The organism is Alteromonas sp. MmMcT2-2, assembly GCF_022348305.1.
GTDB lineage: Bacteria > Pseudomonadota > Gammaproteobacteria > Enterobacterales > Alteromonadaceae > Alteromonas > Alteromonas macleodii.
The window spans coordinates 345,248-366,522 of the sequence record NZ_JAKRFA010000001.1; the positions used below are offsets into that span (position 1 = coordinate 345,248).

Annotated in this window: 21 protein-coding genes; 7 read left to right on the forward strand and 14 right to left on the reverse strand. The window is 46.2% G+C overall.

From position 1 onward, the window contains the following. Window positions 1-87 precede the first annotated feature (87 nt). Complete coding sequence (bioH, locus tag MHM99_RS01450; protein ID WP_014980724.1) at window positions 88-897, reverse strand: pimeloyl-ACP methyl ester esterase BioH; 810 nt, start codon at window positions 895-897, stop codon at window positions 88-90. A 98-nt stretch (window positions 898-995) separates the two neighbouring features. On the opposite strand from bioH, the gene MHM99_RS01455 reads away from it, so the two are divergent. Next, window positions 996-1,709, forward strand: a complete 714-nt coding sequence (locus tag MHM99_RS01455) for a ComF family protein (RefSeq protein WP_239217856.1) — start codon at window positions 996-998, stop codon at window positions 1,707-1,709. Between the two features lie 56 nt (window positions 1,710-1,765). On the opposite strand, the gene MHM99_RS01460 is transcribed toward MHM99_RS01455, so the two are convergent. Continuing rightward, on the reverse strand, window positions 1,766-4,423 hold the full coding sequence (locus tag MHM99_RS01460) for a M14 family zinc carboxypeptidase (protein WP_239217858.1): 2,658 nt from the start codon (window positions 4,421-4,423) through the stop codon (window positions 1,766-1,768). Between the two features lie 160 nt (window positions 4,424-4,583). Between MHM99_RS01460 and nfuA the strand changes: the two genes are divergently transcribed. The 4 genes from nfuA (at window position 4,584) to MHM99_RS01480 (ending at window position 7,816) form a co-directional block, all read left to right on the forward strand. Then, on the forward strand, window positions 4,584-5,162 hold the full coding sequence (nfuA, locus tag MHM99_RS01465) for a Fe-S biogenesis protein NfuA (RefSeq protein WP_014951369.1): 579 nt from the start codon (window positions 4,584-4,586) through the stop codon (window positions 5,160-5,162). Window positions 5,163-5,635: 473 nt separating this feature from the next. Further along, window positions 5,636-6,340: an aspartate/glutamate racemase family protein gene (locus tag MHM99_RS01470; protein WP_061486839.1), complete on the forward strand. Its 705-nt coding sequence runs from the start codon at window positions 5,636-5,638 to the stop codon at window positions 6,338-6,340. Window positions 6,341-6,427: 87 nt separating this feature from the next. Next, window positions 6,428-6,811 (forward strand): VOC family protein, encoded by a 384-nt coding sequence (locus MHM99_RS01475; protein ID WP_014951372.1) that lies wholly within the window; start codon window positions 6,428-6,430, stop codon window positions 6,809-6,811. Window positions 6,812-7,081: 270 nt separating this feature from the next. After that, complete coding sequence (locus MHM99_RS01480; RefSeq protein WP_239217860.1) at window positions 7,082-7,816, forward strand: class I SAM-dependent methyltransferase; 735 nt, start codon at window positions 7,082-7,084, stop codon at window positions 7,814-7,816. A gap of 96 nt (window positions 7,817-7,912) precedes the next feature. Here the strand turns inward: MHM99_RS01480 and MHM99_RS01485 are convergent, their stop codons facing one another. Next, on the reverse strand, window positions 7,913-9,259 hold the full coding sequence (locus MHM99_RS01485; protein WP_061486841.1) for an MATE family efflux transporter: 1,347 nt from the start codon (window positions 9,257-9,259) through the stop codon (window positions 7,913-7,915). Window positions 9,260-9,380: 121 nt separating this feature from the next. On the opposite strand from MHM99_RS01485, the gene MHM99_RS01490 reads away from it, so the two are divergent. Beyond that, window positions 9,381-10,607: a polysaccharide deacetylase family protein gene (locus tag MHM99_RS01490; protein WP_343213251.1), complete on the forward strand. Its 1,227-nt coding sequence runs from the start codon at window positions 9,381-9,383 to the stop codon at window positions 10,605-10,607. A gap of 79 nt (window positions 10,608-10,686) precedes the next feature. Here the strand turns inward: MHM99_RS01490 and MHM99_RS01495 are convergent, their stop codons facing one another. From MHM99_RS01495 to MHM99_RS01520, 6 genes are read right to left on the reverse strand one after another with little or no spacing between them, the layout of a single operon-like run. Then, window positions 10,687-11,274, reverse strand: a complete 588-nt coding sequence (locus MHM99_RS01495) for a GNAT family N-acetyltransferase (RefSeq protein WP_014951376.1) — start codon at window positions 11,272-11,274, stop codon at window positions 10,687-10,689. A 1-nt stretch (window position 11,275) separates the two neighbouring features. After that, window positions 11,276-11,920, reverse strand: a complete 645-nt coding sequence (locus MHM99_RS01500) for an SCO family protein (protein WP_014977801.1) — start codon at window positions 11,918-11,920, stop codon at window positions 11,276-11,278. Continuing rightward, a complete protein-coding gene (cyoE, locus tag MHM99_RS01505) occupies window positions 11,917-12,834 on the reverse strand; it encodes a heme o synthase (RefSeq protein ID WP_014980735.1) in 918 nt (305 codons plus the stop codon). The genes MHM99_RS01500 and cyoE overlap by 4 nt, the downstream gene beginning before the upstream one ends. Further along, the gene (locus MHM99_RS01510; protein WP_239217864.1) at window positions 12,827-14,044 is read right to left on the reverse strand and encodes a COX15/CtaA family protein; all 1,218 of its coding nucleotides are present in this window, start codon (window positions 14,042-14,044) and stop codon (window positions 12,827-12,829) included. Before MHM99_RS01510 ends, cyoE begins: the two co-directional genes overlap by 8 nt. A 5-nt stretch (window positions 14,045-14,049) precedes the next feature. After that, entirely contained in the window at window positions 14,050-14,589 is a 540-nt protein-coding gene (locus MHM99_RS01515; RefSeq protein WP_239217866.1) for a hypothetical protein, read from the reverse strand. Next, a complete protein-coding gene (locus MHM99_RS01520) occupies window positions 14,582-15,286 on the reverse strand; it encodes an SURF1 family protein (RefSeq protein ID WP_239217868.1) in 705 nt (234 codons plus the stop codon). The genes MHM99_RS01515 and MHM99_RS01520 overlap by 8 nt, the downstream gene beginning before the upstream one ends. 45 nt (window positions 15,287-15,331) lie before the next feature. On the opposite strand from MHM99_RS01520, the gene MHM99_RS01525 reads away from it, so the two are divergent. Then, window positions 15,332-15,541, forward strand: coding sequence for a DUF2909 domain-containing protein (locus MHM99_RS01525; RefSeq protein WP_039221374.1), 210 nt, complete (start codon window positions 15,332-15,334; stop codon window positions 15,539-15,541). A 15-nt stretch (window positions 15,542-15,556) separates the two neighbouring features. Here the strand turns inward: MHM99_RS01525 and MHM99_RS01530 are convergent, their stop codons facing one another. The 5 genes from MHM99_RS01530 to lexA all read right to left on the reverse strand — a co-directional run bounded on the left by MHM99_RS01530 (window position 15,557) and on the right by lexA (window position 21,234). Continuing rightward, entirely contained in the window at window positions 15,557-16,450 is an 894-nt protein-coding gene (locus tag MHM99_RS01530; RefSeq protein WP_239217870.1) for a cytochrome c oxidase subunit 3, read from the reverse strand. Window positions 16,451-16,473: 23 nt separating this feature from the next. Next, complete coding sequence (locus tag MHM99_RS01535; protein WP_239217963.1) at window positions 16,474-17,061, reverse strand: cytochrome c oxidase assembly protein; 588 nt, start codon at window positions 17,059-17,061, stop codon at window positions 16,474-16,476. Between the two features lie 147 nt (window positions 17,062-17,208). After that, window positions 17,209-18,852, reverse strand: a complete 1,644-nt coding sequence (ctaD, locus tag MHM99_RS01540) for a cytochrome c oxidase subunit I (RefSeq protein WP_014977806.1) — start codon at window positions 18,850-18,852, stop codon at window positions 17,209-17,211. Between the two features lie 9 nt (window positions 18,853-18,861). Then, on the reverse strand, window positions 18,862-20,025 hold the full coding sequence (gene coxB / locus MHM99_RS01545) for a cytochrome c oxidase subunit II (protein ID WP_239217872.1): 1,164 nt from the start codon (window positions 20,023-20,025) through the stop codon (window positions 18,862-18,864). Between the two features lie 582 nt (window positions 20,026-20,607). Next, window positions 20,608-21,234, reverse strand: a complete 627-nt coding sequence (lexA, locus tag MHM99_RS01550) for a transcriptional repressor LexA (RefSeq protein ID WP_014951387.1) — start codon at window positions 21,232-21,234, stop codon at window positions 20,608-20,610. Window positions 21,235-21,275: the final 41 nt, after the last annotated feature.

A 21,275-nucleotide genomic window follows, 5' to 3' on the forward strand; every position in this document is an offset into this window, starting at 1 on the left:
GCAGGCGATTTTTATTAAGCTGTCAAAGATAAGAAAAGCTTCAAACTATCGGCAAGCGGCGGTTTGAAGCTTCATGTCATCGCTTTATTAAGACGCCTTTTGCTGGTAAACGCCAGCGGCAAAGCGAAATAAAATGTCAGCAGTTTGCTGAGGATGTGAAATAAACGGCGCATGCGACGCATGAGGCAGAACAACGGTATCAGCCTGCGGATGTAGCTCACATATACGATCTATTCCGCTGGTCGGCACTAGACTATCTAACCTGCCATACAATCGTAACGTGGGTGTAGTTATTCGCCCCACGTCTTGACGCATATCTTCAGTAGACAATATGCGTAAACCTTTCTTAAGCGCTTCCTCGGCGGGATCTGGGAATTGGGTTACCTGTTCTCTGATCGCCTTAATATCCTGCTTTGCCGTTTCGCTGCCCATCGCTTGAATTGCCAAAAAACGTTCCAGTGTTTTCTGATAGTTCTTTTCAAGCTGAGTCTCGAACATTGAAAGTAAATCGGCAGCAATACCCGGCCAACAAGGCCCTGCTATAAATCGAGGTGTTGAAGCAATCGTTACCAGTCCGGTAAGTTTTTCTGGTGCTAACAGCGCTAACTTTTGCGCAACCAGGCCACCTAATGACCACCCAACCAACACACACTGGTCTGGCAGTTGGTTCACAATGGATTGAGCCAATGTTTCCACGTTATACGGTGACGGGACGAACTCTGCATTTTCCCCAAACCCAGGAAGATCTATGGTGGTGACGCGAAAATTATCGCTTAAATAAGGAATAAAGGATGTGAACGCTCCGCTGTTCATACCCCAACCATGAAGAAATACCACATCTACGCCTGTACCCTGAGTACGGGTGACAAGCTCGCCGTTTGTATGCAAACTTTCCATTTACACCTCCTTAGGCAGTCACGTGTTTTTGAGGCAACACGAAATAATGAAAACAGGTCGACGTTCGACAATTCAAGGAAGTTGATGGAATCAACACTATGAACCTTTCATGCTTGCTATGTTATCAGGCAAGTCCTACGCCAGTATGTCACTGGTGTGAAGATGACATATTTTTTTTCGATGCCACGTTGCACGGAAGTAACTTACTTCAATATGGTCCTGTGGCAGGCCACGTCAAGCATAGCCACTATAACGCGTTACGCGTTTTGGGACTTCATACGTGGCCAATGTCATCGCTGGTTTACCAGTTAAAGTTTACGCATTCCCTTACGGCAGGAAAAGTATTAAGTAACTGGTTTGTCCATAAAATGCGACAGTGCACTTTATCAGTGCCCAATGTGCTGCTTCCGGTGCCAATTAGTGCATGGCGACTTGCTACACGGCACTACAATCAGGCTACGCTTCTGTGTGAAAGCATAAGTAGTGAGCTGAATATTCCAGTTAACCAGTCGTGGGCCAAACGACGGGGCTTTAGCGTGCAGCATCACTTATCCAAAATAGCGAGAGCCGAAAATGCAAGCCGTGTATTTAGCCTGTCGACACGGTGTATCGATGATGAGATAGCAATAGCGCAAGGTAATAAAGATGGCAGCAACTTCAGCGTTGCAATTGTCGATGACGTACTCACCACCGGCGTAACCGTGAATACATTGAGTAAAAGGCTCAAAAAACGCTACCCAAATTTACACATTCAGGTGTGGGTCGCGGCATTTACGCCACCGCCTAAAAGCAGTCTGTATCAGAAAGCCTAGTGATCAGAAGCGGTGATACTGAAAAGCGCGGCATTCGCCGCGCCTTTCAAACTGATTTAGCGAATAAAGTGCGATTGGTAGATTGCATTGGCCAGCATTTTGTTCGTGCCATACCAATACCCTCTAAACTGCGTATTGTCGGTAAAGCCAATGACAACGCCGCGACCCATTTTTTGAGTCGTCACAGCAGTTGATTCAGCCATTAGCGCAACCATTCGTTTGTCACTAAACCCAGCCATGAGAGGCTCATCAGTATAGCGCGCAGGCGTTATAAAGGGTGAACTACTGGCCTCCACTATCATATTATTGGTTTTAAACATGGGCAGTGTGTCGTCATCATAGCCGTAGAACAATGGATGAGTATTGTCGATATCGGCTTCAAACACAGCGCCAGCCACCAACTTTCTGGCGTATAACGATGCGCCATCTTTATAGCTGAGTTCGCTTTCATCGAACGCGTTATCAATACTCTCTCGACTAACAATTTCTACGTCTAACCATTTATGTTGAGCGAAATAACGCAACGCGGATTTCTGCCCCACGATCACGCCACCGGCTTTCACCCACTGTTCAATTTGAGTTCTTTCACTTTCGGTAAAGCGATATCCACCGCTAGGGAATAAAAGGTGCGTATAAGTAACGCTCGGATCATTAAGCGCGCTTGTCAGATGTTGTTGCTCAACAATACTGGCAGCCAGCCCCACTTTTGTGTCGAAATAGTGCCATATTTCACCTGCTTCGTATTCACTGGTGCCTTCGCCGCCCACTATTAACACCTGTGGCAAGGTAACAGGTGCCATGCTCCGGCTACCCAAATCGTGCCCAGTGGGTGTTAACCCACTGCGCAAACTAAACACAGGCACCTGAAGTTGCTGTTGCGCATCGCGCAAAATGGCCGCCAAGTTTTCTGGCTGACCCAGCCCTTTCGGTACAACTATGCTGCCAGGCTGAAGCTCAATGCTGTTGCCATCGTATTTAATAGCGGAAAACGCTTCTTCACTACTACGCACCTTAACGCCAGCTTCCAATAACGTTTGCAGCATGGCTGGCGCATAGTACTGCTGCCATGAAAACGCATACGCGTATGCCTCTGGGTGAATATCATTAAGTGCGGGTTGTGCAAGTGCGGTGCTGTCGCTAAGTTTTAGGCTTCGCGCATCGCCCCTATCTAGAGGCGCGTAATCCAAATTGAAAGCCAAAGCCAAATTCCACGTTGATACATCGTAAAACGTGTTGTTCTCAAACGAGGTTTGGGTAGAGAAAATTGACTTTACTAAACGGTATTGAGGCTGGTTTGAAGGAATATAAATCGCGCTACCTGCACCATAGCGAACTTTGCTTACCTCAACATCTTTCGTTAACACCTCGTAATTAATATGATGCTGTTCAAGCAATGCAACAAATGCGTTAAAGCGAGCTGTGTCATTCGATGCACTAACAACAAAACCTACCTGCTCATCCTTTTCAGCCAGTGACTTTGTGCTCTTAACAAAACCCGATTGATAATCGAGAATAGCAGCCTTATTTGCCAATGCGCCTCTAAAAGTGCTTAAAGACGTAGTAATTTGATTTGCTATGGTGTCTTTGAAGGCAAGCTTGCCATTAATAGAGTCCTGAATGTGGCCCCGTGAGCTTGCTTGCTCAAAAAGAATACCCACACTGCCGTGTAAATCTGGATAGGTCGAGCCTTTGCCTGCGTAGAAATCGTCAAACGCTTCTTGGGTAAAATAGAGCTCCCCTTGCTCATCAAACGCGGCAGCGTGATACTGGGCAAGCGCTTCAGTTAGCGTAACGTTCTCATCAGGCGTCAGTGGATTTTTACGCGAGCGCACACCAGGCTGGAAAAAATAGGTGCTGTCTGTCCCCATCTCATGAAAATCGGTGAGGATATGTGGGCGCCATTTATGAAACTGTTTAATTCGCGCCTGCGACTCTGGGTGCGCCAGCAATAGCCAGTCGCGGTTTAAATCAAACCAGTAATGATTTGTTCTACCTGACGGCCACCCCTCATCGTGTTCACGATGTCGACTGTCAGAAACCAGCTGCTTGCCCTTGTGCATATTTGCCCACTGAGCAAATCGAGAAAGCCCGTCGGGGTTGAAAGACGGATCAAACAGCACAATATTGTTATTCAACAAGGCATCAATTTCTTTACCTTCAGCCGCGGCCAAATAATAAGCCAACGCAAGTGAAGCATTGGTTCCGGAAGGCTCGTTACCGTGAATACTGTAGCCCATGTAGAAAATAAGGGGAGCATCGCTACCTACTTTCTTGCCGCTTTCCATTGCATCAATGTGTTGCTGCCTCATCGCCTCAATATTGTTTCTATTTGAGGGCGCTGTGATTGTCAGTAACAGAAGTGGGCGGTTTTCGTGAGTACGGCCGGTTTCTTCAATGGTGATACGGTCAGACTTCTCGGCAAGTAGCTTCATATAATTGACGACTTGGTCGTGACGCACATGCCACTCGCCAATGTTGGCGCCTAGTATCGATTCAGGCGTGGGAATAGCTGGGTTGTAGGATACCGTGTCAGGTAAGTATGCTGTCACCGGCTGCCCGCCTACATCAGGTGCAATAGTAACAGTTGAAGCAGAGGCGGGATGTGCTAATGATTTCTGACTGGCTGCTGCCCCAAAGGCGATGGTACCAATGGCTAATAATGAAACGAGTGAGAATGGATTCTTTTTGGCGGTGTAATGCAATTTCGCGAACATAGCGCTTCCCGTCTTGTTGTTATGGTTGAGAATAGTGTCGACGTGCACGCCTCTCAACAAATTCGATTCACTGGAATAATTTATTTAATTAATACCTGACTGTTTTACTCAGGTAAATTTGATACAATAATCCAAATTTCAAAATATGTAGGACTTGCTGATGATAACTATATCAGAAGAAGCCCAGGCTCACTTCGTAAAACTGTTGAGTAAACAAGAGTCTGGCACGAATATTCGTGTATTCGTCGTAAATCCAGGCACTTCGTCGGCTGAGTGTGGTGTGTCCTATTGCCCACCAGACGCGGTTGAAGAAACGGATACCCGTTTGCCATTTAATGGTTTCGATGCGGTCGTAGATGAAGAAAGCGCGCCTTATTTAGAGGAAGCGGAAATTGACTACGTTACCGATCAGATGGGCTCACAGTTAACCTTAAAAGCACCTAATGCAAAAGCGCGTAAAGTGTCTGACGACGCACCATTAATTGAGCGAATCAACTATATGATTGAGTCGGAAATCAATCCTCAGTTAGCGAGCCATGGTGGCAATGTTGTATTGACAGAACTGACTGACGACGGCTACGCCATACTTCAGTTCGGCGGCGGCTGCAATGGTTGCTCAATGGTAGACGTAACGCTTAAAGAAGGTATTGAGAAGCAAATGGTCGAGCAATTCGCTGGCGAGCTTAAGGGCGTGCGCGATGCGACTGAGCACCAAGCGGGTGAGCACTCTTACTACTAAGCGTAATATTGCACTTGCTTAAGTGTATATCTCGATAACTATCTCATGCTAAAGCAAGACATTCACAAAAGCTGGCAACGATTCAAAATAGGTCTATCTATTTTCGTTGTCGGCGTCTTGCTGTTGTTTACCTTAAGTGAACTTCATATCACGCTGCATTACCTGAGCCTTCTTATATTATTTGTCGGTTTCGCTATCGCCATGTTGGGTTACTGGGGAATTTTTATTCAGCGTTTTTCGTTTATAAAAAACAAAAAGCCACCGCCTAAATTCTGATTTCTTCCGGCTCTACGCCATACCTTCTTGCCCTATTCTTTATGTAAGCCAGTCTGATTGCACTCAGTTTTACCCATACGCCATACTCTACATTGCGCAACTGTCTCCCGTTCATTTATGTTCGCCTAGCGCTCGTCTCGGGTTATAGGTAGATTAGAGGTTGCGCAAAGTGCCTAACAATATGAAAAGGAGCTGTGGTGAATACAACAAAGAAGCTGGGCCTGCTTGGCGGAATGAGTTGGGAATCAACGGTCAGTTACTATCAAGCCATAAACCGTGGTGTAAACGCTCGACTTGGCGGCCTTCACAGCGCACCGCTGATAATAAGCAGCGTTGACTTTGCCCACATAGAGCAGCTTCAGCATAAAGGAGAATGGGATAAAACCGCCGATATACTGATCCGCGAGGCGAAGCACTTAGAAACTGCGGGTGCAAAAGCCATATTAATTTGTACCAATACCATGCACAAAGTAGCAACAGACATAGAGCAGAAGATCACCATTCCACTTATTCACATTGCCGACGCTACGGGGTGCGTGTTGCAACAAGATAGGGTTAAGAAAGTTGGGCTACTGGGCACCCGCTTCACCATGGAACAAACCTTTTATACATCACGCCTTAAAGAGATTTTTGGCATTGATGTTGTTACTCCAAATGCCCAACAACGAGACACGGTTCATAACATTATTTATGAACAATTATGCAAGGGCGTGATTTGTGTTGAATCCCGTAACGCGTATATTGACATTATAAATGAACTGGCGGCCGAGGGTGCTGAAGGCATCATTTTAGGCTGCACAGAAATTGCCTTATTAGTTCAACAACATCACACCAAAGTTAAGTTATACGATACTACCGCTATCCATGCTTCAGCTGCGGTAGATTTTGCATTAGCTCCCTAAAGCGTTAGCAAAGGGTAAGTAGCGAAACACACATAACTTAACTTTGATAAAGGGGAATTGGCCCTACTATTTTCAGAGGACACAGCTATGTTTAGCCACGTAATGATTGGTGCGAACGACCTTGAAGCATCAAAGAAATTCTACGATGCTATTTTAGGAGTATTAGGATACGAACCAGGCGTTTTTGATGAATACGGACGGGTTTTTTACTATACGCCGAAAGGTATTTTAGCGCTAACAAAGCCGATTAACGGAGAGGCTGCCACACACGGTAATGGCACCACACTCGGCCTTGCCGCTCGAACACCAGACATCGTTGATGAATGGCATAAAGTAGGAAGCGAGAATGGGGGCGTGCCATGCGAGGACCCACCGGGTATTCGAGGCAATGGGGAACGCCAACTTTACCTTGCTTATTTGCGAGACCCAGCAGGCAACAAGCTCTGTGCCACGCACATCGTAAGAAAATAGCTGTAGTGCTGCCTGCTTAAATGATCACGCTCTTTTTGCAGGCTATTCACTTTTAGCTGTCTATTTGGCCCAAAGCCCTTTGAATAATAGCGTTTTGGGTAATGCCTAGTTATGTCTACATATAAGCCCTAACCAAACGAAACTGCATAGGTGTTACTGTCTGGCCGCTCAATATCCTAAACGGGTTTCGCCTTTTCTCTTCTTTGCACTATACATTGTTGCTAGATGAATTAACCTTGAACCAGTAAAAGCTCAGCTAACAGAGGGAATATGACACCTGAAGAAACTGGCAAGGCCTACGACACCATTACACACCTTTGGACTCGCCCTGAATTTAATCAGAAAAATGGGTTAACCGCCTACCAAAAAGCACTGTCATTTTTAGCGGACACCCCATCACAAGAGCCTGATACGGTGCCTAGCGAAGCGCTTGATAAGGGAGAAGCGCATGATAAGAGTGAAGCGCCTAATAAGGGAGAAGCGAGCAATAACGACAAACCAAAGAAACGAGGTTACGCACTAGACATAGGTTGCGGATGCACCAATCGGTTTGTGCCGATTATCGAAAGCGCAGGGCTAGCTTACGAAGGCATAGATGTTTCTAAAGATATGCTGGCCATTGCGACGTCCCAATTACCCGCTCATACCTTCTATTGCGCCGACGTGTGTACATTCACTATCCCCAAGCACTATTCGTTTATTAGCGCTTGGGATAGCTTTTGGCATATTCCCCTAACGCAGCAAGAGCCTTTGCTTAAGAAGCTAGTGGATCACTTAGACGATAACGGAGTGTTGCTTTTTAGCTGTGGGGGTACAGGTGAAAGCGGCCAACACACAAACGAAGTGATGGGCCCAGAAGTCTACTACGCCTCGCTGGGGCTACATAGATACATAGAAATATTGATAGAAGCAGGCGGGTTTGTTCGTCACGTTGAATTCGATCAGCACCCTGAACTACACACTATTATCATTGTGCAAAAAAGAACCGCGCAAAAAACACAGTAGCAAAAAATAATACTGAATGATGCCCTAGAAAAACTGAGAGAGTCAGCGTGCTCAGCACGCCTTCCCTAAGTAAGGTCAGCGAAGCGTTATAAAACACTAGCTTTGCGGTGTCGCTAGCTCACCGCGTTTATCTAAACGATAAAAGCTCCAGGCCAATGTCACACCGCGAGCGAGTAAAAAGGCAAGGAGAGCATACCAAAGGCTGACGTTACCCTGATCTTGCGTGAGATACCAAACGGGGAAATACACCCCTAACGCACTTATTATCATGGTATTTCTCATTGCGCTGGCTCGGGTAAGACCAACAAATACGCCATCGTACAAAAAACACCAATGCGCTAATAGAGGAAGTAATACCATTAAACCAAGATAAGGTAGCGCAGCTTTTACAATGTCACTATGTTCGGTAAGCAGCGCGATAATGGCTTCACCGCCAGCGAAAAATATCACGCTATAAATAAGGGCAAAAATACTCGACCAGACTAACCCTTGGTAGGTGCGTCGTTTCACTTCGCTGCTGTCAGACGCCCCCTTGGCTTCACCCACCAGCGCTTCCACACCATAGGCTATGCCATCAAGTCCCAATGCAATAAGAATAAAGAACTGCATGAGTATGGCATTGACGGCCGCCGACGTTTCGCCGTAACGGGCACCTTGAATGGTGAGAAACGCTAAGCAGCCCTGTAATGCTAAGTTACGCAATAGCATGTCACCATTAAGCTTCATCAGTACCTTCCGAGCTGCACGGTTAAACCACGATGCACTCACCGCGACACCGCCAACGCGCTTAAACGCCACCGCTAGCGCCATTATAGCCATGGTATACTCAGCGATAACACTGGCCAGCGCCACGCCAGCAACAGACAAACCAAGCCCGAACACAAACACTACATCGAGTCCCGCATTCAATAAATTTCCCACAATTTGAATAGCCATGACGCTGCGCGTTTTTTGCTGCCCTACTAACCATCCAACTAATGCCAGATTAAGCATGGCAGCTGGTGCGCCCCATACCCGCGTCGAAAAATAGTCTTGAAGATGCAGGGCAACTTCACTGTTTGGCTGAGTTAAAGCTAAGCCTATAGACAAGATAGGAGATTGAAGAGCAAGTACCACAGCCCCTAACACTAGAGCAACCGCCACCGTTTGCCACAGCACTTTTGCTGACTCTAATGTATTGTTCGGTGAGCCTTTAGCTTGTGCACTCAAGCCTGTTGATGACATGCGAAGAAACCCGCACACCCAGTATATTTGCGTTAAGATAAGTGCGCCCACCGAAGCCCCTGCAAGCATGGCTGGTAAAGACATGTGTCCCAAAACCGCGGTATCCACCAAACCTAATAGAGGCGTAGTAATATTCGCTAAGATCATGGGAAGCGCTAACGCCAACAGACGGGAATGGTCGTCAAAAAAGGAGCGCTGAGTTAGTTGGGCAGGGGACATAAATGATCTCAGTAGGGGTTAATTTCGCTATATACTATCAACATATGCAGCGGCATAAGTGAAATGCGTACCAGCTTGACCATGTATAAGATTGGCCAAGTCGCATTATTTGGAGTTTACCATGCTATTGAATTTGATTAGGCACTCAGTGGATGATGATATGAAAACCAACAATGTAATTCAAAATAGAACGACGAGTCGTACGCGTTTGAAGATCTTATCTTCAATGCTTGCGGGAATTTTCAATGTTTTGTTGGTCTCACCTAGCATTGCTTCAGGCTCAGATGCAAACCCTGTTGCTGATGCGACTTCCTCTACAAAGGAACAAAGTGGTAATAACATCGACTCTATTGTGAGCACCACGCCTAACGCCGCCATTTTGCTTTATCACCATGTGTCGTCTTCAACACCAGCCAGTACCAGTATTTCGCCTGAAGCCTTTAAATCGCATATGGAATACTTGGACGCACACCACACAGTCGTTTCGCTTCAGGACGTTGTTTCTGCGATACAACACAACACTACACTGCCAGAAAATGCGGTTGCGATTACGTTTGACGATGGCTACGCAAACATTTTAGACAATGCTCACCCAATACTGGCTGACCTAGGTTTTCCCTATACCGTGTTTATCAACCCTGATGAAATTGGCGTAGGTCCTAAGCAGCTAACATGGGAGCAAGTTATTGCTATGCATAACGATGGCGTTGTTTTTGCCAACCACACGCTAGACCACCTTCATATGCTAAACGGTGAGCAAGCAATGGGCGAGCGCGCATGGCTGGAGAAAGTTTGGCAGAACGTAGAAAGTGCTGAAAAGAAGATTGAAGATAAACTGGATATTAGCCTTAAATATTTAGCGTACCCGTTTGGTGAATACAACACGGCGCTCGCTAATAAGCTCAAAGCTGAAGGTTACATTGGATTCGGGCAGCATTCCGGGGCTGTGGGCCCATCTAGCGACATGCAGGCACTACCGCGCTTCCCCGCGGCCGGTCCTTACGCCAATTTGGCAACGCTAAAGACCAAGCTTAATAGTCTTGCCATGCCAGTGACGCAAAGTTCACATAAAGACCCTCGTATGACAACGCGAAACCTGTCATCGCCCATTAGTTTAACGATAGACAGTGACGATGTTCGCCTCACACAAGTAAATTGTTTTTTCGGCGGCGACCCTATCGAGACTAGCCTAGAAGAAAATGTGCTTACGTTTACCCTTGATGAAACACTTCCAATAGGACGTTCACGTGTGAATTGTACAGCACCGTCTAATGCGCAATCAGGGCGTTATTATTGGTACTCTACGCTTTTCTTTGTGGCAGATGAAGACGGCAATTACCCAGACTAGGGCATGCCGATAAGGCACATCCAGGCTTGAGCGCGAGCGCATATCGATTGGGCTCGCGCTTATATAAGGAAACGTTTACCTATACAGGTTTAGAAAATCGAATAAAACCTTTATTTATCGACTCTTCCACAAAACTATGACGCTGATAGAAACGAATGGCTGGCACGTTCGACACTTCAACATCTAGTACCACTTTACGTTTGTTCAGTTTTTCTGCTCGCGCTTGCATAGCATCAACCAGTATCGTTCCCACGCCCGTTCGACGGGCACTTTCTTCAACAGAGAGATGGCCTATCATGAGTTCGGTATTAGTAGGCGGCGTAAGATTGATGGCCACGGTCTGATTGCGCATGAGCACTGTCATAGCCTCATCGAGGGTAAAGTACGATGTGATGCTATCAAGGGTCGCCCTATCAAATGTTGCACCAAGTTTGCTGTGCCAAGAGGTCACAACGCCGAGTACTTCGTCGCCGCTACACGCCACCCAATGATTCTTAAAGCCATATTGCCCGCCACCGAGCTCCCATGCATGAGACAGGTAGCCCTCAGCTGTTTTATTTTTATTTTGTCCAAAAATAGACGTTAACAAAGACTGCGCCGCATTCAATATAAGCGGCGTAGTTTGCGCAGCATCAGATGCCACACCTTGCCTTATTTTGATTTCCATATTACTGCTTCGAGATTATTATTGGCATATCAGCCAATATTTGCTGGGAATCACTTATCGATAGCTTTCCTGGCTCTCTTTTTGGTTTGAATCTTCCTATCACCCTAGCTTCAGGGTCGACAAGTACGACAGATGCACTGTGATCAACTAAATAGTTGGGGTTATCGGTACTTTCAGCAATGGCATACATCATTCCTAAATTACGTACAAACGGGAATAGCGCCTTGTGCTCTCCAGTTACGGCAATGAACTCCTCATTAAAATAGCTCACATACTCTGAAAGTCTTTCAATTGAATCGCGATTTGGATCAACGGATACAAAAACAATTCGAATAGGTTCGACACTATTTAATGCTTTTAGTTCAGGATATATGCCGTTCAGTTCAGCCATGGTAGTTGGGCAAATATCGGGGCAGAAGGTATAGCCCACAAATACTAAGCTCCACTGCCCTTCAAGCGACGAATTATCAAACACTTCACCTTCATGAGATGTAAGTGAAAACGGTGATAATGCTCTCGGCTCTGGGTAAGTCTGAAAGTATTCAGGCTGACTTTCAACATTTGGGGGCGCGATATACAGCGCCCCTACGATGCCTGCACATAGCGCTAAAAATGCAACAAGGCCGACGGTAGTTCGTTGATTCATAAACTCAGTGGTATGTAGTGATCTAAGAGTAATACGACAAACAATACCATGAGATGAATAATTGAAAACCTAAAAGTTTTCATTGCAGTTTGTGGCTCTGCATCGAATTTTAACTTTAATGCATAGTATAAAAACCCAATGTTAAGCACACTTGAGCCAATTAAATAAATGAGATCGCTCATGCCTGTAAGATAGGGCAGCAAACATACAAGCCCCAACAATACTGTATACAGCAACACTGACGTTTTCGTAAATGACACACCGTGGGTTACCGGCAGCATGGGCACCTTCGCTTTGGCGTAATCTTTTTCTCTATGAATAGCGAGCGCCCAAAAATGCGGCGGCGTCCAGGTAAAGATAATCAGCACTAAAAGCAGGGCATGGGCATGTATTTCCCCTGTAACCGCGGTCCAACCTAGAAGCGGTGGAGCAGCCCCTGCTAAACCGCCAATCACGATGTTTTGCGGTGTCGCTCGCTTTAAATACATCGTGTAGATAAACGCGTAGCCTACTAGACTTGCTAAGGTTAACCACGCGGTTAGCATATTCACAAAAAGAGCTAACACTACAAATCCAACCACACCTAAAACGCCTGCAAACCACAGCGCGTTGTTTACGCTAACCTTGCCTTTTGCGACGGGGCGATTAAAAGTACGCGCCATCACACTATCTATCTTATGGTCGACAACGTGATTAATAACCGCAGCAGACGCAGACAACATACCAATACCCAATAAGCCACAGATAAGTACGGTTGCGTTTACCCACGAAGGCGTAGCTAAACACATGCCTACTAACGCGGTTAACAGCAACAACATGACGACATTAGGCTTAGTCATTTCATAGTAATCTCGCCACGTGACTACATTGTGCTGACGTGAAGTGCGCGCATGTAAAGAGACCGATTTAGCCATGGAAACCTCCTGGAGCTTTAGGGAGAATATGAGAAGACGTTGACGCGTTTAAAGGGTCGTGCAAAGGCGCTTCGTGGATGCTAAATGCACCTGCACCCTGCAGTGGTTTCGAACCTGAGAATGAGCCTGTATTTCGTTTTTCTGTACCGAAGACGTTATCGTTTTCTAGTGCCAAAAATACGGTAAAAATGAGGTTGAGTAGGGAGAGAAGTAACACGGCTGCGACCGCGTTATGCATTACAGCGATAGCCAGTGGCAGCATAAAGATAATGTTGCTAAGTCCTAATGCCACTTGCGTGCACAATGCTACCAACATAAACGCACCCACATATTTTTGTTTACTTGTGGTGTAGCGGCTTACCAACACACTTATACCTAGTGCTAGCAAGTATAAAAACGTGATGACCGCGCCGAACCTATGCACTATGTGCATGGTAACTCGTTCGCCGTAATCGTGAGCACCAAACTCATAGTTGTCTGCATCAGGCACACTGAATGCACCTGCCAAATCAATTCTTTCCTGCCAACCGCTTTCACAGACCGGCATTTCCGTACAGGCCAACGCAGCATAATTGGCAGAAGTCCATCCACCAAGAGCAATCTGGGTAACAAGCACGCCAAGCCCAATGAAGGCGAAAAGTTTAAGGTTTCGTTGAAAGACTTTGGCTTGAGGTAAGTCGGTAATATCCTGATCATGCATAGCTGACGCTATGGGCGCTTGTTTAGTTTTCGATGCATCGCCTGCGGTGTTGCGCAAGCGGAGGTAGAGAATAAACAGGCAAGAGAGTACAGAGAAGCCCCCCAGCAAATGCCCCATAACTACGACGGGAAGCAGATTGAGCGTCACGGTCCACATACCAAGTGCTGCCTGGAAGATAATAAGCCCCAGCAGTAACAGAGGTAATTTAACGGGCATTCCTTTGTCGCGCTGCCGAATAGCAATAATGGCAATAGCCAGAACACACAGCCCCAGCGTTCCTGCAAAATAGCGGTGAATCATTTCATTCCACGCCTTAAACGCCTCAACTGGACGTTCGGGAAAAGCGGCGTTGGCTTGTGCCACTTTTTCCTCACTCAAAGGCACGGTTAAATTACCGTAGCATCCAGGCCAGTCGGGGCATCCTAGCCCCGCGTCGGTCAAACGCGTATACGCACCGAGAATAATAACGACCGCCGCCAAAAAAATACTGAATAGGGTTAATTTTTTCATGGCCATTATCCTATACGCGATAATTTTAGGAGCTTTCTCATATCTGCCAGCATGTTGCGGCTTTCCATCACGGCGTCTTTTCTATCGTCTTTAATGTCGTAAAAGAGCATGGCGTTATTTTGCGTATCAACAATATAAACACTGCTAGAGGCAAGCGCCGTTGGTGTAGTAACGGGTAAGGTTTCGACAAAAGGGTAGTCTTCTAGCGCGGCTATCGCAGTTTGGTCGCTTGAAGCGGTAGTAACGACCACTGCTTGGGCACGGTCCGATTCTTTACCTAGCGCAAGCCACACTTGGTTAATGCTAAAAAGTGCGTTCTCGCACACTGCGTCACATTTACTTGGCATCACATACAACAAACGCCATTTAGGTTCCGCGTTTTCTAAAAGCGCACTCATGTCGATGGTCGGCGCGAGCAGCTGACCTTTATTTGTCGCGCCTTTATTAAACCAATCGCTATCAAGTGCAAGCTTTGCCAAGACAACAGGCAAAACAAACACGGCTACCATAATAATTAATGTTTTTTTCGAAGCAGCATTACTCATAACTACGTCCTTTCTTACTAATTGCAAAGCCGCCAATGGCTGCAGCGGCAATGGCTAAACCAAACCATTGAACTGCATAGCCAAGGTGCTTTTCAGGAGACATTACGACGGCCTGATGTTCACGAATAAACGCAGGGTCAGGCGTGGTAAGGTGAAGAATAAAGGGTAAAAGTTTGCGCTCTAAGGCGTTGCTTAGTGCAGGGAATTCTATATGTTGTACCAGCGCGGGGCTTTGCGACAAAGCCATGTTGGTTTCTTTCACTAAGGGGTTGTTACCCGGCACGCTAAGCACGCCGATAAATTCGCGCGTTTGGCTTGTAAAACTTATATCCGGTAACGTGCGCGTTAAGTCTGGCGCAGGCACCCAGCCAAAGTTAACCAGGAGCCACCCGACATTGGTATTTACCGGTACGATGACATCGAAACCCACCCGCTGATTGTGAATCTGATTATCTAATAGCAACACATGGTTAGCGTCTATTGCGCCGCTGAACGATACGGTAATATCCCGAGGTTCATCATGAGACAACGCCTCTTCTAAACTCAAGGTTCCATTACTTTGCTTTTGCGCTATGCTAGCTAAGCGTTGTTGCTTTTGGACCATGCGATCAAGTTGCCAGTACCCTAAACCGCACATAATCGCCACACTAAAGCCCGTGAGTAACCAAGGAATAACGTGGCGAGTGCGAGAAAACATGATTATTTCGCACCATGCAAAATTAGAATAAAAACAGAGGTGAATATGTTGATAAAAATAGTCCTTGTTGCGTTGGTGCTGTACATGATTGTGAATTTGTTCATGGCGATGCGAATCATGATGAAAAATGACACGTCTAAGGGCCCTATGAGTAAGTACATTGGTCGACGCGTGCTCACTTCTGCCGTCATTGTTATTATTATTCTTATCGCTATTGGTACCGGTTTAATTACCCCAAACCCAAGGCCTTACTGAGTTTGGGGATTCCTTTTAAAGTACGTAAACAAAGATGTAGAGCATGACCCACACTACATCTACAAAGTGCCAGTACCAGCTCCCCGCCTGAAACGCGAAGTGGTTTTCAGGCGTGAAATGCCCTTTCAAGACCCTAAAAAACAGTACAATTAGAATGATGGTGCCAAGGGTCACATGCATGCCGTGAAACCCTGTGAGCATAAAGAAGGTGTTGCCGTAAATGCCTGACTGAAGCGTAAGCCCCAAGTCGCGATACGCATGTATGTACTCTTCTACCTGTAGGAACAAGAACCCACATCCAAGTAAGATAGTGATACCCAGCATTAGGGTTAGCTGTTTGCGTTTGTTTTGCTCTAGTCCCACATGAGCGAAGTGCAGTGTAATAGATGAGATAAGCAAGATAACCGTGTTGATTGTGGGCAACCCCGCAGCACTCATTTCCTGTGTGGTAGTGCCGCCTGGCGTTGACACCAGCGGCCACATGGCCTCAAAGGTCGGCCATAAGACCTCATTGGTCATAGCGTTATTCGATGCGCCGCCCAGCCACGGAACGGAAATAAATCTCGCGTAGTAGAGGGCGCCGAAAAACGCAGCGAAAAACATCACCTCTGAAAAGATAAACCAGCTCATACCTTGTCGATATGAACGCCCCAGCTGATCGCTGTAAAGCCCTGCCATAGATTCATCTATTTGATTTTTAAACCAACCTACAAGCATAACGAGCAATACTACTATCCCCGCTAAAAGGATATGACCGCCATAGCCTGTTTCACCTTTGGTTGCTTGCACCACATAATTGCCCGCACCTACGGCGATAAGAAATAGAGCAACGGCCCCTACGATGGGCCATGGACTTTGTGCGGGTACATAATATTTTTGGTATTCGTGATTCTGTACTTCGGGTTGCATTTTCTTCTCCTTACCCCTTCGGCCTATTCGCCATTTGATGGTGTTGAAGCCATAAAGGGATTCGGTGTTGTCGTTAGGTCACTGGCTCGCGCTGTGACGTCATAGAGTGTGTACTGCAAGGTAAAAAACGTAATTTCTTCAGGTAGCTGAGGGTCTACATAAAACTGCATGGGCATATAGGCTTCACTACCCGCATCTAATGGCTGCTGATTGAAGCAGAAGCATTCAGTCTTGTTCAGGTACAGTGCTGCCGTTCCGGGGGATACAGAGGGAATGGCCTGAGCTACGATATTGCTTGATGCAGGGTTTCTCACATAAAACGACACCGTATTAAGTTCGCCAGGGTGCACTTTCACGCGCTTGGTTTCAGCACGAAACTCCCACGGCATACCGGTATTTGTGCGAGTAATAAACTCGACGGTCACTTCTCGCGACTCATCAATCTCAACCGAATGATAAACCGCAGCCGTGCCTTCGGTTTTTCCGTTAATTCCCGTAACGTCGCAAAATACGTCGTACAAGGGAACAAGGGCAAAGCCGAAGCCAAACATGCCAATGACAATAGCAACAAGTTTAATAACCATCTTGTTGTTTGCGCTTTGCTGTGACATCACGTGACCTCCGGGTAAATCCATAGATGAAGGTTGGTAAACGCTTGTTTAGTCGTTTATCTCCCTCACCACCTGCAATGTGTGAATGTCATTCCCATCGGCTTTTGCCGGTTGAAAGGAATGACCTATTCACAACTCCACCTACCGTTACTTAACGACAGGTGGCGTTTCAAACGTGTGATAAGGAGCGGGTGATGGAATTTCCCATTCCAATCCTTCTGCGCCGTCCCAAACTTGCGCAGATACCGGCTCACCTTGCTTTTTGCATGCCTTGATAAGCAGGGCAAGAAAGATGAGCTGAGATAAACCGAATGCAAAACCACCCAGGCTTATCCATTTATTAAAATCAGCGAACTGCAATGCATAGTCAGGAATACGGCGTGGCATACCAGCCAAACCCACAAAGTGCATAGGGAAGAACAACACATTGACCGATACCAATGAACACCAGAAATGCCATTTAGCTAAGGTTGTGTCATACATTTTTCCCGTCCATTTAGGCAACCAGTAATACACCGCTGCCATGATAGAAAAGACTGCCCCTGTTACCAGAACATAGTGGAAATGGGCCACAACGAAATAAGTGTCGTGGTACTGGAAGTCCACAGGTGTAATCGCCAACATTAATCCTGAAAGCCCCCCAATGGTGAACAGCACAATAAAGGCAATAGCGAACATCATTGGCATTTCAAAACTTAGTGAACCACGCCACATGGTTGCTACCCAGTTAAACACTTTAACGCCAGTGGGCACCGAGATAAGCATGGTGGCAAACATGAAGAACATTTCCATGTACACCGGCATGCCTGTGGTAAACATGTGGTGAGCCCACACTACAAAAGAGAGCAGTGCAATCGACGCCGTGGCGTACACCATAGATGCGTATCCAAACAGCTGCTTTCGAGAGAAGGTAGGAACAATTTGCGAGATAATGCCGAAAGCAGGCAAGATCATAATGTACACTTCAGGGTGCCCGAAGAACCAGAAAATATGCTGGAACATAACCGGGTCGCCGCCACCAGCAGCATCAAAAAAGCTCGTGCCAAAGAACTTATCAGTTAACACCATGGTAACCGCACCGGCGAGCACTGGCATTACCGCAATCAGCAAGAATGCCGTGATAAGCCACGTCCATACAAACAGCGGCATTTTCATCCAGGTCATGCCTGGCGCACGCATATTAAAGATGGTCACAATCACGTTAATCGCACCCATAATGGATGAAATACCCATGATGTGAACAGAGAACACAAACAACGCTGTCGAATCGCCACTGTAAGTCGTTGAAAGGGGCGCGTAGAAAGTCCATCCAAAAGCAGGGCCGCCGCCTTCCATAAAGAGCGAGCTCAATAGAATGAGAAAGGCACCTGGTAAAATCCAGAAGCTCCAGTTATTCATGCGCGGTAACGCCATGTCAGGGGCGCCGATCATCATGGGAATAAGCCAGTTTGCGAGCCCAGTAAAGGCAGGCATTACTGCACCAAATACCATGATAAGCCCGTGTACCGTAGTCATTTGGTTAAAGAAGTTTGGCTCTACAATTTGTAGACCGGGTTGGAATAGTTCAGCGCGGATCACCATGGCCATCGCACCACCAACTAAAAACATAATAAAGGCAAACCACAGATACAGTGTGCCTATGTCTTTGTGGTTAGTGGTAAACAACCAACGCGTTATCCCTTTAGGAATATGATCGTGGTGTTCATGGTCATCATGTAGGTGACCACCATTTACTTGACCACTGTGAGGCGCAGAGGTATCTGGCGAAATAACTTCAGTTGCTTTGCTCATTGTCTGCTCCTAGTTTCCGTTTGCCACTGCGTTGACATCTTTGGCTTGAACCATATCGCCAGTTTTATTGCCCCAGGCATTTCGCTCGTAAGTGACTACGGCGGCAATTTCCTTAAGACTTAGCATTTTTCCAAACGCTTGCATGGCTGTTCCTGACTTTCCATGCAGCACGATGTCAATGTGACCTTGCTGATCTTCTAGTACCATCTTGCTGCCTTTTAATGCCGGGAACACGCCAGGTAAACCTTCACCATTTGGCATATGGCAAGCAGCGCACGTTGCGTTGTATACTCGCTCGCCCTCTTTCATCAGTTCATCCATAGACATATTCATAGAAAGTAGACGCTGCTCTTCTTCTTTTGCTTTACGAACAATCTCTTCTTGTTCGCCCATCCACTTTTCAAACTCGGCGGGTTCTTTAGCAATTACCACAACCGGCATATAGCCATGGTCTTTACCACAAAGCTCTGCGCACTGTCCGCGATAAATACCCGGCTCATTCACCTTGGCCCAAGACTCGTTAATAAAGCCGGGGTTGGCATCTTTTTTCACGGCAAAGTCAGGAACCCACCAAGAGTGGATAACGTCGTCAGAAGTAATAAGAAAGCGTACTTTTTTCCCAGTAGGAATAACCAAGGGACGGTCGACTTCCAGCAGGTAGTTATCTGTTTTCTGAAATTTGTTTTCTATTTGCTCGCGCTGAGTGGCGAGTAAAGAATAAAACTCTACATCGCTATCCATGTACTTGTAGTGCCATTTCCATTGAGAGCCTGTTACTAACACCGTCATGTCAGGCTCAGACGTGTCTTCCATAGCAATTAGAGTATTCGCTGCGGGTACCGCCATGAAAATAAGAATAAGGAAAGGAATAACGGTCCAAGCAATTTCGACCTTCACGTTTTCGTGAAAATTAGCTGGCTTGGCACCACGGGACTTTCTATGTAGATACATTGAGGCGAACATCACGCCAAAAACTACAACCGCGATACCTACACAAATGAAGAACATCAACATATGGAGGTCGTATACCTGCCCACTGATGTCGGTAGCACCGCGTCTCAAATTAAGCGAAGAGGCTTCTTCGCTTGCTTCTTGCGCAAAAAGCAAAGGGGAAAAAAGCAAAATTGGTATACTAGAACACCATTTTGCGAAAACGGTCGTTAGTTGTTTCACTCAGCACCTCCGTAATGGCGTGGTCAAAGACGCTGATTAATTTGCGCGATGCCCTACCAAATGGTTTGCGAACGATTGACCCATAACCTCAACTTGTAAAACAAATTTAGAGCCATTGTTATTATTTTGTTGATCTCTGTATAAGAATTGCGCAATAATGTCGTGCCGTCTAGTCTTTTCTATTAAAAATTTAACGAAGTGGTTAATTTTTAATCATTTACTAAAATGGTCGCGGGGGATTTCACGTGCAAAAAGAGAAAGCCATTGCTGTGGGATGCCCTTGGAATCAAACAGGCATTTTGAACACGGGGTTAAAGTAAATGCTCGACTAACTAGTTAAGAAATCAATAAGTAATCGATGACTCAATGTCGATTTCAAACAAAATTCAAAATAAAAAATGGAAAATACTTGAAGCATTCATAGAAAGAATAACGTGAGTAATGATAAAAATAAGCGCGCAGAAAACCAACAGGTTTGCTGGGCAGGATAAAACCTAAGTTGGCAGATTGAAGAAAAAAACAGGAACAAAAGACATAAAAAAAGCGGCTAACGCGCCGCTTTTATACAAACAAGCTAAAATACTACATCCAGTCAGCGTTTCTGATCACACCCACCGCAATGCCTTCTATCGCAAAATGTTCAGTCGCCAAATCAACTTTTATTGGTGCAAACTCATCATTCTCAGCATGAAGCAATACTTCACGCCCGCGTTTCTCTAGACGCTTTACGGTGACGTCTTCATCTACACGCGCCACAACCACCTGACCGTTGTGTACATCAGTGGTGCGATGAACAGCGAGAAGATCACCGTCTAAAATACCAATGTCTTTCATGCTCATACCGTTAACGCGTAGCAAAAAGTCGGCATGGGGTTGAAACAGTGCAGGATCGACTTTGTAGTGCGATTCAACATGCTCTTGCGCCAAGATCGGCTCACCGGCTGCAACACGCCCAATTAACGGTAGGCCTTCTTCTTCTTGTGCGTCGTTATCAAGAGGGATATTGAGCTTAATGCCACGAGACGTACCAGGCAAAATTTCAATCACGCCTTTACGCGCCAATGCTTTCAAATGTTCCTCTGCTGCATTAGCAGAACGAAAGCCAAGCTGACGGGCTATTTCCGCACGAGTAGGCGGCATTCCCGTTTCTAACATGGTTGTTTTAATAAGTTCTAAAACTTCGGTTTGTCGAGCTGTGAGTGGGCGCATAAAAGACCTGTCTGTTCATACAGTTCCTGTAAGTATATACA